Origin of the sequence: Microbacterium sp. SZ1 (genome assembly GCF_002362255.1) — a bacterium.
GTDB lineage: Bacteria > Actinomycetota > Actinomycetes > Actinomycetales > Microbacteriaceae > Microbacterium.
Genome location: NZ_LPVV01000010.1, coordinates 14,110 through 26,138, shown reverse-complemented (window position 1 = coordinate 26,138; position 12,029 = coordinate 14,110). Strand labels below are relative to the sequence as shown.

General features: G+C 71.0%; 13 protein-coding genes. 5 read left to right on the top strand and 8 right to left on the bottom strand.

What is annotated here, in order from left to right; translation table 11 throughout:
• Positions 1-5: 5 nt before the first annotated feature.
• Positions 6-1,172 (bottom strand): anhydro-N-acetylmuramic acid kinase, encoded by a 1,167-nt coding sequence (locus AUC47_RS07145; protein ID WP_096714526.1) that lies wholly within the window; start codon positions 1,170-1,172, stop codon positions 6-8.
• Between the two features lie 242 nt (positions 1,173-1,414).
• On the opposite strand from AUC47_RS07145, the gene AUC47_RS07140 reads away from it, so the two are divergent.
• On the top strand, positions 1,415-1,747 hold the full coding sequence (locus tag AUC47_RS07140; RefSeq protein WP_256999478.1) for an apolipoprotein A1/A4/E family protein: 333 nt from the start codon (positions 1,415-1,417) through the stop codon (positions 1,745-1,747).
• Between the two features lie 25 nt (positions 1,748-1,772).
• On the opposite strand, the gene AUC47_RS07135 is transcribed toward AUC47_RS07140, so the two are convergent.
• Entirely contained in the window at positions 1,773-2,675 is a 903-nt protein-coding gene (locus AUC47_RS07135; protein WP_096714525.1) for an ROK family protein, read from the bottom strand.
• The gene (gene pyrE, locus AUC47_RS07130) at positions 2,672-3,232 is read right to left on the bottom strand and encodes an orotate phosphoribosyltransferase (RefSeq protein ID WP_096714524.1); all 561 of its coding nucleotides are present in this window, start codon (positions 3,230-3,232) and stop codon (positions 2,672-2,674) included. Before pyrE ends, AUC47_RS07135 begins: the two co-directional genes overlap by 4 nt.
• Before the next feature lie 37 nt (positions 3,233-3,269).
• Here pyrE and AUC47_RS07125 point away from each other — a divergent pair, with 37 nt between their 5' ends.
• Positions 3,270-4,130, top strand: coding sequence for an exodeoxyribonuclease III (locus tag AUC47_RS07125; protein WP_096714523.1), 861 nt, complete (start codon positions 3,270-3,272; stop codon positions 4,128-4,130).
• 7 nt (positions 4,131-4,137) lie between these two features.
• Positions 4,138-4,953 (top strand): Cof-type HAD-IIB family hydrolase, encoded by an 816-nt coding sequence (locus tag AUC47_RS07120; RefSeq protein WP_096714522.1) that lies wholly within the window; start codon positions 4,138-4,140, stop codon positions 4,951-4,953.
• Positions 4,954-5,005: 52 nt separating this feature from the next.
• Here AUC47_RS07120 and AUC47_RS07115 read toward each other — a convergent pair whose 3' ends face one another.
• The 5 genes from AUC47_RS07115 to AUC47_RS07095 form a co-directional block, all read right to left on the bottom strand.
• Complete coding sequence (locus AUC47_RS07115; RefSeq protein WP_096714521.1) at positions 5,006-6,715, bottom strand: MSCRAMM family protein; 1,710 nt, start codon at positions 6,713-6,715, stop codon at positions 5,006-5,008.
• A 150-nt stretch (positions 6,716-6,865) separates the two neighbouring features.
• A complete protein-coding gene (locus tag AUC47_RS07110; protein ID WP_096714520.1) occupies positions 6,866-7,492 on the bottom strand; it encodes a dihydrofolate reductase family protein in 627 nt (208 codons plus the stop codon).
• Positions 7,493-7,521: 29 nt separating this feature from the next.
• Positions 7,522-8,223: a winged helix-turn-helix transcriptional regulator gene (locus AUC47_RS07105; RefSeq protein ID WP_096714519.1), complete on the bottom strand. Its 702-nt coding sequence runs from the start codon at positions 8,221-8,223 to the stop codon at positions 7,522-7,524.
• Entirely contained in the window at positions 8,223-8,672 is a 450-nt protein-coding gene (locus AUC47_RS07100; protein ID WP_218838211.1) for a VOC family protein, read from the bottom strand. Before AUC47_RS07100 ends, AUC47_RS07105 begins: the two co-directional genes overlap by 1 nt.
• 68 nt (positions 8,673-8,740) lie before the next feature.
• Entirely contained in the window at positions 8,741-9,901 is a 1,161-nt protein-coding gene (locus tag AUC47_RS07095; RefSeq protein WP_256999477.1) for an MFS transporter, read from the bottom strand.
• A 79-nt stretch (positions 9,902-9,980) separates the two neighbouring features.
• On the opposite strand from AUC47_RS07095, the gene AUC47_RS07090 reads away from it, so the two are divergent.
• Together AUC47_RS07090 and AUC47_RS07085 are read left to right on the top strand one after the other, a co-directional pair.
• Entirely contained in the window at positions 9,981-11,276 is a 1,296-nt protein-coding gene (locus AUC47_RS07090) for a sensor histidine kinase (protein WP_096714518.1), read from the top strand.
• Positions 11,273-11,980, top strand: a complete 708-nt coding sequence (locus tag AUC47_RS07085; RefSeq protein WP_096714517.1) for a response regulator — start codon at positions 11,273-11,275, stop codon at positions 11,978-11,980. Before AUC47_RS07090 ends, AUC47_RS07085 begins: the two co-directional genes overlap by 4 nt.
• The last annotated feature ends 49 nt before the right edge of the window (positions 11,981-12,029 follow it).

The window sequence follows — 12,029 nt, the reverse complement described above, 5'->3', positions numbered from 1 at the left end:
GGAGATCAGCCCAGCGTGAGGCTCCGCACGGACTCCACCGGCTCCGGCATCCGCAGCGGAGCCCGTCCGGGCGTGATCGTGCCGAGGATGCGTGCGTCCCGCGCGCCCGTCCCACCCGCTGTGACCGCGGGCACGCCGTGCATGGTGCACCACCCGATGAGGGCGAACAGGATCGCCTCCTTGCTGTCGACGGGCGCCCCGAGCTCGTCGGCGAGCACGACGTCGACACCCGGCAGCGCGTCGCGGAGCCCCTGCAGCAGGAGCGGGTTGTGGCAGCCGCCGCCCGACACGGCGAGGAACCCGATGCCCGCGGCGCGGACGTCCTGCGCGACCGTGCGCACTGTGAGCTCCGTCAGCGTGCGCACGAGGTCGCGTGCGGAGATCTCGCGCCCCTGCCTGCGCGCGTCGTCGACGTGGACGCGCACGTAGTCGAGGTGGAAGTGCTCCTTGCCCGTGCTCTTCGGCGCCGCGAGGGCATAGTACGGGTCAGCGAGCAGGGCGGCGAGCAGTGCGTCGTCGACCGTTCCGGTTCGTGCGATCGCGGCATCCGCGTCGTAGCCCCGTGAGTCGAGCCCCTCGGCGACGACGACCGCGTCGACGAGCGCGTTGGCGGGGCCGATGTCATAGGCGACGAGACCGCCTGGTCCGACGACGGTCATGTTCGCGATGCCGCCGAGGTTCACGGCGGCCGAGACCCCCGCGCGGTCCCGGAGCAGCAGCTCGTCGAGGAACGACACCAGCGGGGCACCGTGACCGCCGACGGTGATATCGCGGATGCGCACGTCCGACACGACCGGAGCGCCGACGCGCTCCGCGATCCATGCGGCCTGGCCGATCTGCAGAGTGCCGAGAGCGTGGTCGCCCTCGACCCAGTGGTAGACCGTCTGGCCGTGCGTGCACACGGCGTCGACTCCACCGACGGCCGCGGATGCTGCGGCAGCGACCTCCGCGAACGCCTGGCCGATCAACGTGTCGAGCTCGCACACCTCGGCCAGCGTGGTCTGCGCGGGAGGGAGGGCGGCCACGAGGCGGGCACGCAGAGCGGGTTCGTACGCGACGCTGTCCGAGTGCAGCACGGTGCCGTGGAGCTCTCCCCCTTCTTCCCGGAAGTCGACGACGGTCGCGTCGATCCCGTCGTGCGAGGTGCCGGAGAGCAGTCCGAGTACGCGCATGAGTGTCCTTCCCGCGGCGGCGGATGTCTTCCTCTGAGCCTACGGCGGATTTGTTAGGGGTGCAGACCGAACCGTCTCATCGCTTCTGCACAGACCGGCATCGCCGTGCGTTCTCCTCACGCGTCGGCCTCAGAGCAGCGGGGCCGGAGGGCAGGCGTCCGGCGCCAGCTAGCATTCTGCGAAACCCGTCGGGCCACCGTCAGAATAGGAGCATGTTCGTGTCCGCAGAGATCATCGCGGTCGTGCTCAGCGCGGTCGGCATCGTGGTGACGCTCGGCGCGAGCATGTTCGTGGGCTTCGCGTGGTGCGTGCGCCGGACGGACGCGGTCGAACGCCGGCTCAACGACCGGATCGACGACGTCGAGCGCAAACTGAGCGACCGCATCGACGCGCTCGACAGCAGGCTCAACGACCGGATCGACGACGTCGAGCGTAAGCTCGGTGCGCGGATCGACGACGTCGAGCGTAAGCTCGGTGCGCGGATCGACGCGCTGGGACACGAGACCACAGAAGTGAAGATCGCCGTCGCCCGCCTCGAGGGACCGGTGCCGCGCCTGCTCACCCGCACCCGCTGACCGGCACTCCGAGGGAGCGCGCGCCTCAGCGGAGCACGAGCGCGGCGGCGCCGATGAGCGGACCCTCGTCGCCCAGCCCCGACCGCACCACGCGGGTGCGTCGGGAGTACTCGTGCGCGGCGCTCGCGGTAAGAGCCTCCTGCACGAGGTCGATGTAGTCGGCGGACACCCGGGAGAACCCGCCGCCGATCGCGACGACGTCGAGGTCGACCAGGGTTGCCGCATCGGCCAGCGCCTGCCCGACCGCCGTCGCCGATCGCTCGATCGCCGCCCGAGCGACCGCGACACCTGCCGCGGCATCCCTGGCGAGGTCCTCGCCGGTCGATCCCGTCCACCCCTGCTGCTGCGCCCAGGCCGCGCTGGCGGGTCCGGAGGCGATCTCCTCGAGCGTCAGCCCACCCTCGCGGCGCACCTGACCGAGATGCCCGGCGTTGCCTGTGGCGCCGGGGATGTACGCGCCGCCCGCGACGAAGCCGCCGCCGACACCGGTCGACACGACGATCGACAGCGAGGCGCCTGCACCCTGCGTCGCTCCGAGCCACGACTCCGCGAGCGCGAGGGCGCCGCCGTCGTGCCCGAGCACCGTGCGCACGTCGACTCCGCGGATCGCGGACGCCGCAGTGTGCACGGATGCCGCGAGACCGTAGCCCCGCGCGAGCGGCATGTTCACGGGCAGGATCGCGCCGGCGACGCGGTCGATCGGCCCGGCGCTGCCGACTCCGGCGCCGACGAGCTCGGCATCCGCCGGCAGGGGCGCGAGCGCCCGCGACACGACGGCGGCGACCGCCAGATCGAGCGACTGGAACGTCGCCTCGCGTCCCGTGCCCTGGCGGCTGCGGCTGCCGTCGACGAGCATGCCGTCCTCGCGGACGAGCGCTGCCTCCATCTTCGTGCCGCCGATGTCGACGGCGAGCGCGTAGCGGGTCACTGGGCGTCGAGCCCGAGGTCGTCGAGGTCGAAGGCCGCTCGCCATTCGAGACCTTCGGCTTCGATGGCGGCCTGTGCGCCGGTCTTGCGGTCGACGATCACGGCGACTGCGACGACCTCCGCGCCCTCCTTGCGGAGCGCTTCGACCGCCGTGAGCGCGGACTGCCCGGTCGTCGACGTGTCCTCGAGCACGACGACGCGCTTGCCCTTCACATCGGCGCCCTCGATCTGACGGCCTCGGCCGTGGTCCTTCGGCTCCTTGCGCACGACGAAGGCGTCGAGCGGGCGCTCAGCCGCGACGGAGGCGTGCAGCACCGAGTTGGCGATCGGGTCCGCGCCGAGCGTGAGTCCGCCGACGGCCGTGACGTCGAGGTCGGCGATCAGGTCGAGCATGATGCGCCCGATGGCCGGCGCCGCGCGATGGTCGAGCGTGAGCTTGCGCATGTCGACGTAGTACGTCGCCTTCTTGCCGCTGGAGAGGGTGAAGTCGCCGTGGAACACCGCCTCGTCGGTGATGAGATCGAGGAGTGTCTGGCGGTCTGCGTCGAGTGCGGTCACGGCATCCAGTGTAGGAGGCACGCCCTAGGCTTGACGCATGCGCTTGGCCACCTGGAACGTCAACTCCATCCGCACCCGCGTCACCCGCACCGTCGAGTTCGCCGTCCGGGAAGACATCGACGTGCTGGCGATGCAGGAGATCAAGTGCAAGCCCGAGCAGTTCCCCTACGGCCCGTTCGAAGAGGCCGGGTATCACGTCGAGGTGCACGGACTGAATCAGTGGAACGGCGTCGCGATCGCGAGCCGCCTCCCCGTCACCGACGTGCGCACATCTTTCGACGGGATGCCGGGCTTCGCGAAGGGCCACGAGGGACCGGATGCTCCGCTCGAGGCCCGTGCACTGGGTGTGCTCGTCGACGGCGTGCGCGTGTGGAGCCTCTACGTGCCCAACGGCCGGTCGCTGGGCGACCCGCACTACGCGTACAAGCTGCACTGGCTCGAAGAGCTCAAGAAGTCGACGGCCGCCGAGCTGTCCGCGAATCCCGACCTGCCACTCGCGCTGGTCGGCGATTTCAACATCATCCCGTTCGATGCCGACAACGGCGACCCCGCCATCGTCGAGGGCGTCTCCACGCATGTCTCGCCGCCCGAGCGCGCGGCGTTCTTCGCCCTCGCCGACGCCGGTGTGACCGACGTCGTGCGCCCGCTGCTCCCCGAGGGGTACACCTACTGGGACTACCAGCGCCTCAAGTTCCCGCGCAACGAGGGCATCCGCATCGACTTCATCCTCGGGTCGAAGACGCTGGCCGACGCCGTGACGGGGGCATCGATCCACCGCGAGGAGCGCAAGGGCGAGCAGCCCAGCGACCACGTTCCCGTCGTCGTCGAGCTCGACAACGGCCGCCTCGGAACGAGCGCCGCGGAGGACGACGACGACCTCCCGATGATCTTCTCGTGACGGTCGCGTGACCCCCCGCCTGATCGCGACCGACCTCGACGGCACACTGCTCACGTCCGCCTCGGACGTGAGCCGGCGCACGAGGGCGGCTCTTGATGCGGCGCGGGAGCGCCGCATCCACGTCGTCCCCGTGACCGCCCGCCAGCCGATCGGCCTGCGGGCGATCGCATCCGGCGCCGGCTTCGACGGGTGGGCGCTGTGCAGCAACGGCGCGTACGCGACCCACCTCGCCGACGGCCGGATGCTGTTCGCCGAGGAGCTGCCGGCCGAGACGATCCGCACGCTGGCCGAGGCGCTGGGGAACAGCATCCCCGATCTGCTGTTCGCGAGCGTGCGGGAGGGTGGGGAGACGTTCGTGGCCCAGCACGGCTACGCAGCGATCGCCGACCTGTCCGACCACAAGCGCGACCCGTCGACGATGGGCGGCGTCGACCTCGCCGAGGTGCTCGCCGCGCCGAGCCTGAAGCTCGTCATCCGGCATCCCGAGCTCGCGCCGGCCGCCGTCTTCGATGCCCTGCGGGCTCTCGGGCTGACCGGCTTCGAGGTCACGCTGTCCGGCGCACCGTTCGTCGAGGTCATGGCCGAGGGCGTCACGAAGGCGACGGGACTCGCGCGCCTCTGCGAGCACCTCGGGATCGACCGGTCCGATGTCGTGGCCTTCGGCGACGCGCTGAACGACATCGAGATGCTGCACTGGGCCGGGCGCGGTGTCGCGATGGCGAACGCGCTGAATGCCGTGAAAGACGCGGCCGACGAGACGACCGCGTCCCATGACGACGACGGTGTGGCACTCGTCGTCGAGCGGATGCTCGCCGCAGGGTGAGACGCCGCGGGCCCGGCCGTCACGACGACGACCGGGCCTGCGGGGTGTGGGGTCAGCCGTGCACGCGCCGGCGACGGACGAGGGCGAGGCCGACGATCGCCAGGAAGAGCCCCGTGAGCAGGGCCGCACCGGGGACGTCGCCACCGGTGTCGGCGAGGCGATCGGCAGCTGTCGCCGGCCCCGTCACGGCTGCACCGGTGGCCGCCGCGGCCGTGACCTGGATCGCGATGCTCGCCTGTACCGTGGCCCCTGCCCCCAGCGCCACGAGGGTGTGCGCGCCGGCGGGTGCGGATGCCGGGATGCGCAGCGTTCCGCCGAGACGGCCGCTCTGGTCGGCGGTCAGCGACCCCAGTGCGATCGGATCGGATCGCAGCTCGAAGGCCACGACCTCGCCGGGCGCGAACCCGCTCCCCGACACGGTGATGTCACCTCCGGCTCGGACGGAGGACGCGGTGAGCGTCAGGGTCGGCGTGGGCTGGGGTTCGGGGGCGACGGTGTCGACGGTGAGCGCGAAGTCCACCCCGGTCACCACCTGGCCCGGTACGACGACAATCGGCGTCGCCTCGTCGGCGGTGGCGACACCGTCGAAGTACTGGGGCTGTGCCGTGATGGTCCCGTCTGCGAACTCGATCCGCGCCACCAGGATGTACGGCCCCTTGGAGACGTGCATCGTGTAGGCCCCGGTGACCGCGTTCGCGCCGATCGTCCTCACGTTCTGGCCGTTCTGCCACGCTTCGACCCGGATCTCCGAAGGAGCCGCGGAATCGACGGTCACGGTACCCGAGATGACGGCGGTGGGCTCGAGAACGGGGTCGATGCCTGCGACCTCCTGACCTGCGGCGACCGTGATCGTCGTGGCGGTCTCCCAGATCTCCGCGTCCTTCCAGTACTCCGGCTTGAGTCCGTCCGAGAGGAAGAGCAGCTTGTACGTCCCGGGCGCGACCGGTGCACGGAACCGGCCATCGAACCCGGCATAGGCGGTCGGCTGGTCGTAGCTCTCGAAGACGTCGTAGACGAGAACCATCCCGGCGACGGGCTGACCGTCGGCGCCGCGGGTCATCGTGCCGCTGAGGTGCCCCGCGATCACGAGCGAGGCGTCGATCCCGGAGACCGTCTGCTTCTCCACCGCTGATACCCGAGCACCGAAGGCGAAGTCGTAGACATCACCCCAGTACTCCGGCATGAGTTCCGGATCGGGAGCGCCGAACCGCACGCGATACTGCCCCTCGGGCAGGCCGCCGAGCCGGTAGGCGCCGGACGCGTCGGTCGTCGTCGCGCCGACGATCTCGTTCAGGGAATCCAGCGCCTGCACCGCGACGGACTCGATCGGGCTTCCGTCGTCCTCTCGAGTCACCGTCCCCTCGATGGCCGCCCCCTCGTCGAGCGAGGCGTCGATGCCGACGACGTCGCCGTCGGCGCCGACGACGACCGGCGTCGCCTGGTCGTAGTCGAACGTCTCCTGCCAGTGTTCGCGCTTCAGATCGGTCCCCTCGGGGAAGAACGTCACGATATAGGAGCCAGACACGAGGCCAGGAAGCGTATAGGCACCGCTCGCGTCCGTCGTGGTCGATGCCCAGGTCGGACCATCCGCCGACACCGTGACACCCTCGACGGGTGCCCCGTCATCGGCCCGCGTGACGGTGCCGCTGATCGACCCGACCGGATCATCCGCCGCAGCGGCCGCTGTCACACCACCGAGTGCGAGCGCGAAAGCCGCGACACCGCCCACAACAGCTCGAATGAAAGCGCGTCGTCGCGCCATGTTCCCACCCTCCGAAAGGAGGTCGCGCAACGATGCGGATGCGGCTGCGATCGACCTCGGGCTCCGTGCCGATCACGCGGCGATGTCGGATCCGAATCTAGGGCACTCGACCGGTGGAAGGGAATAGTCGAGACGAAGGAGATACCAGCGTCAGTCGACGAAGGTGCCGACCTGCGGCGTCCGATCCGTCCGGCCGTAGCGCAGCAGCGTCACGCCCTCGGCATCCGTCACCGGAGATTCGAGCAGCTCCAGCACCGAGGGCAGGGCGCCGTCGTCGAAGACCTTCTTGCCCGCCCCGAGCAGGATCGGGTACACCCAGAGGTTGAGCTCGTCAAACAGCCCCTCGGCGAGCAGGGTGTGCACGAAGTCGATGCTGCCGATCACGTGCACCTCACGGTGACGAGCGCGCAGGTCGGCGATCTCCGCCGCGAGGTCGGCACCGACCCGAGAGCTGCCCTGCCACTCGAGCGCGAGGTCGGCATCGCGCGACGCGACGTACTTGGGCACCCGGTCGAAGAGCTGCCCGATCTCGCCGGACGGCCCCTCGGTGTGCTGCGGCCAGTACGACGCGAAGATGTCGTAGGTGCGTCGACCGAGCAGCAGCGCGTCCAAGCCCTCCATGCCCTTCGCGACCTCGACGCCCATTCCCGACGACGGGTAGCCGGCCTGCCAGCCGCTGAAGGCGAAGTCGCCCGAGGTGTCTTCCCCCACACCGCCGGGCCCCTGGGCGACTCCGTCGAGGGTCATGAAGAGGTCGATGAGAATGCGTCCGGTCATGGGGGTGCTCCTGTGCACGAGAGACAGCGTCATCGCATAGCGACGGGTGCGCCGAGCGGCGCGATGTGGAACGTGCGGGCGAACGACTCGAGGTGCGAGACATCGCCCCGCACGACGGCGAGCACGTCCTGCGCGATCGCCTCATCCGGCGTGATCTCTCCCCCGATGAGGCGACGGATGCCGGGGCCGGCGACGATCACGGCATCCGGCTCTCCCTCGGGCTGCCGCCCGTCGGCGGGCGGCCCGGGCGGAGCCGGTGGGGAGATCTGCGCGACGACCAGGTCTCCCTCGCGCACGGAGGCGCGGAGCGCGACCTCGCCGACGTGCAGTTCGTACTCGGCGTCGTCCGCGGCATCCGCCCGGAAGGCCGTGCGCAGGGCCATGGTGAGCGAGTCGGGCGTGACGACGTCGCCTTCCCGGGGGTCTCCCATGGTCTGGAAGCCCCAGCGCCCGAGCTCGAGGATGACGGACTCGAGCGCCTGCCCGTAGGGCGTGAGCTCATAGGCGAGACCGCGCCGCAGCGGGATCCGCCGCACGACGCCGCCGTCCTGCAGCTCCGTGAGCCGCGAGGACAGGATGTTGGTGGGGATGCGCGGCAGGCCCTGCTTGAGGTCGGTATACCGACGCGGTCCGACGAGCAGGTCGCGAACGATGAGCAGCGCCCACCGCTCCCCGATCAGCTCGACGGCCGTCGTGACCCCGCAGTACTGGCCGTAGCTGCGCGCCGCCATCAGGATGCGGCGTTCTGCTCCGCGGCGTGATCGGCCACGTGGTCGGGGCCGTTCTCGGCGGCCTCCGGGGTCATGTAGAGGAAGCCGAGCGAGTTGCCGTCGGGGTCGTCGAGGTCGCGCGAGTACATGAAGCCGTAGTCCTGGGCGGGCCGCGGCTCGACACCGCCGGCGGCGAGGCCCTTCTCGAGGATCGCGTCGACCTCGTCACGCGAGTCGCGGTTGAACGACACCGAGACCTGCACGACCTCGTTCGGGTCGGCGATCGGCTTGTCGGTGAAGGTCTGGAAGAACTCGCGCTTCAGGACCATGAAGTAGATGTCGTCCGACCAGACCACGCACGCGGCGTTCTCGTCGGTGAAGTTCGGGTTGATCTCGCACCCGAGGGCCGTGTAGAACGCCTTGGCGCGCTCGAGATCGGTGGTGGGCAGGTTGACGAAGACGCTGGTCACGATGACTCCTTTGTCGGGGTGAGGATGACTGATACTTGCAAAAAGCAAGTTAGCTTGTCAAGAGCAAGTCAACCGCCGTGAGAGCGTCTCGTCCCCACCGCCGCCAGCACGCCGGCGCCTGCCGTGAGGACGGCCACCACGCCCAGCCCGATCCCCGGAACGGATGCCGTCGCCACCGCGCCAGCGACCAGCGGCCCGCCCGCGTCGCCGAGCTCGCGCCCCAGCTCGGCGCTGCCCATCGTGCGCCCCATGCGCTCGGGCGGGGTCGAGGCGGCGAGGTGCGAGAACGCCACGGGCGTCGCCGCCCCTACACCGAGCCCGACGAGCAGCGCCGTGGCGAGCAGCGCGGCGGGATGGCCCGTGACGGCCGACAGCGCGATGCCGACCGCGATGAGGAGCAACCCGCCGACCGTGCCGCCGCGTACCGAGATGCGCCCGCGGTCGTGCGCCGACCCCACGAGCGGCTGGGCCACGCTCGACGCGATGGCCAGCACCGTGACGATCGCCATGCTCCCCACTGTGTCGAGCCCGGCCTGGCGACCGAGCAGCGGCAGGAACCCGACGGCCACGGCGAGCGCTCCGGTCGTCGCCGCCAGCACGAGAGTCGGCACGAGGAAACCGGGAGCGATGAGCTCGCGTCCGAGGTCGACGAGGGTCACGCGCTTGCGCGGCAGCACGGGGACGTGCGGCACGGCGACGGCGACCCAGACCGCTGCGCCGAGGCCCAGCGCCGCGAGCGCCCAGAAGAGCACGGGGAGCCCGCCCCACACGACGAGCACCGCCCCGAGCAGCGGACCGAGGGCGTAGCCCAGACTCTTCCACGAGCCGTACCGGCCGAAGAACTTTCCGCGCGTGGCGTCGTCGGTCAGCCGCGCGACGGCCGCCGACGAGGAGGGCGAGAAGGCCGACGCCGCCGCGCCCTGTCCGAAGCGCCCGATCACCAGCCCGACCATCCCCGGCGCCACAGCGCCCACCACCGAGAACGCGGCGAAGGCCAGCAGGCCGCCGATGATCGCCGGCCGCACGCCGACGCGATCGCTCAGCGCGCCGAACAGCGGCTTGAGCAGCACCTCGGCGAGGTCGTACAGGGCGAGAGTGAGGCCGAAGGCGAGGAGGGTCCAGCCGATGTCGTCGGTCTCCGCGCCGAGCGCGGCGGCGATGCCGTGCGCGCCGAAGGCGGTGGTGAAACCCGCGAGGTAGAGAGGGGCGAGGCGCGGCGCGGAGGTCACGCTCGATTGTCGCAGGTCACAAGCATGATCCGTCGCGCGGGGGATGCCGCGGCATCCGTCCCGCCCGTACGGTGGGAGGATGCCCGCCGCGACGTTCACCCGCACGCCGAGCGCCCGCGAGCAGCGCGCCGACCTCGTGCTCGCCGCGATCATGTTCGTCGGCGCGATCCTCAGCGCCGCGCTGTCGACGATCTCCGAGATCTACGGCGACACGCGCGCCGAGCCGTGGACGGCGCTCGTGTATGCGGCGGTCATCACCGTGCCACTCGCCTTCCGTCGCCGCTTCCCGGCCGCCGTGGCCGTGATCGTGTGCCTCGCCTATTTCACCGCGGTCTCCCTCCAGGTGCCGGAGATCTACGTCGGCAACATCGCGATGTTCGTGGCGCTCTACACGGTGGGCGCATGGATGAACGAACGACGGGCCGCGATGATCGTGCGCGTCGCGATCATCGTCGGCATGTTCGTCTGGCTGCTCATCACGATGTACCGCGAGGCGATCGAGCAGGCCGATGAGGCCGAGGTCGCCGCCGGCGTGATGTCGCCGTACGTCGCGTTCATGCTCATCCAGGTGCTGCTCAACGCGCTCTACTTCGGCGGCGCCTACTACTTCGGCGACCGCTCGTGGAACGCCGCGCAGGCGCGCGAGATCCTCGAGCTGCGCACGGCCGAACTGGAACGCGAGCGCGAGGTCACCGCCGCGCAGGCCGTGGCGCTCGACCGGGTGCGCATTGCGCGCGAGCTCCATGATGTCGTCGCCCACCACGTCTCGGTGATGGGAGTGCAGGCCGGTGCCGCGCGGCTCGTGATCGATCAGGATCCGGAGAAGGCCCGCGGCATCCTGTCCGGGATCGAGGGGTCGGCGCGCGATGCGATCCACGAGCTGCGGCAGCTGCTCGAGACCCTGCGCACGCCCGGCGGCGACAGCACCGAGACCGCGTCGACCGTCACCCTCGACGACATCGCCGACCTGGCTCGGGCGTCGTCCGAGGCCGGCCTGCCCACCGACTACGCCGTGATCGGCGACCCGGTCGCCGTGCCGTCGGTCGTCGCCGTGAACCTCTATCGCATCGCGCAGGAGTCGCTGACGAACGCCCGCCGGCACGCGGGCGTCGGCGCCACCGCCGACGTCCGGGTCCGCTACGACGCGGATGCCGTCGAGGTCGAGGTCGTCAACACCGGACGCACTGTCTCGGCCCTCCGCCCGGGACTCGGACAGCTCGGGATGCGGGAGCGCGCCGCCGCATCGGGCGGCACCCTCGAGGTGGCCCCGCGCAGCACCGGCGGTCTGCGCGTGCGGTCGCGGGTGCCGCTCGGCAGTCCGGCCGCGAGCGCTCCCCAGCAGGCCGCCATCGATCGGGAGGACGCTCCGTCATGACCTCGGATCAGACCCGCGTGCTGCTCGTCGACGACCACGCGATGCTGCGCGCCGGCTTCCGCACCATCCTCGACATCCAGCCCGACATCACGGTGGTGGGCGAGGCGGCGACCGGCGCCGACGCGATCGCGCAGGCCAGGGCGCTGCGCCCCGACGTCATCACGATGGACGTGCAGATGCCAGACATGGACGGCATCGAGGCGACCCGCCGCATCGTCGCCGACCCGACCATCGCGGCCGCCATCGCGATCATCACCACGTTCGACCGCGACGACTACCTGTACCAGGCGCTGGATGCCGGAGCGAGCGGCTTCCTGCTCAAGAACGCCGGAGCGGAAGACCTCATCGCCGCGGTCCGGGCGCTGGCCGCGGGCGACGGCATGCTCGCACCGGAGGTGACGCGACGGGTGCTCGCACGGTTCGCCACGGCAGCCGACTCGACGGGGTCTGCGGACGCCGCCGCCCCGCGCCCCGCGTTCTCGGCCCCGGCCACCTCGGCACCTGCCCTCAGCGAGGGGCTCACCGACCGCGAGGCGGAGGTCCTCTCGCTGCTCGCCGATGCCCGCACCAACTCCGAGATCGCGAGCGCGCTGTTCATCGGCGAGGCGACCGTGAAGACGCACGTCTCACGCATCCTGCAGAAGCTCGGCGCTCGGGACCGCGTGCAGGCGGTCGTGCTCGCCTACCGGCTCGGACTCGCCTGACGCGCACGAGTTCGCCTGACGCGCACGGGCCGGCCCGACGCGCTCGGGG

Coding starts and splice junctions, on each gene's coding strand:
- AUC47_RS07145 (WP_096714526.1), bottom strand. CDS start 1,172: ATGCGCGTACTCGGACTGCTCTCCGGCACCTCGCACGACGGGATCGAC.
- AUC47_RS07125 (WP_096714523.1), top strand. CDS start 3,270: ATGCGCTTGGCCACCTGGAACGTCAACTCCATCCGCACCCGCGTCACC.
- AUC47_RS07115 (WP_096714521.1), bottom strand. CDS start 6,715: ATGGCGCGACGACGCGCTTTCATTCGAGCTGTTGTGGGCGGTGTCGCG.
- AUC47_RS07110 (WP_096714520.1), bottom strand. CDS start 7,492: ATGACCGGACGCATTCTCATCGACCTCTTCATGACCCTCGACGGAGTC.
- AUC47_RS07105 (WP_096714519.1), bottom strand. CDS start 8,223: ATGGCGGCGCGCAGCTACGGCCAGTACTGCGGGGTCACGACGGCCGTC.
- AUC47_RS07090 (WP_096714518.1), top strand. CDS start 9,981: ATGCCCGCCGCGACGTTCACCCGCACGCCGAGCGCCCGCGAGCAGCGC.
- AUC47_RS07085 (WP_096714517.1), top strand. CDS start 11,273: ATGACCTCGGATCAGACCCGCGTGCTGCTCGTCGACGACCACGCGATG.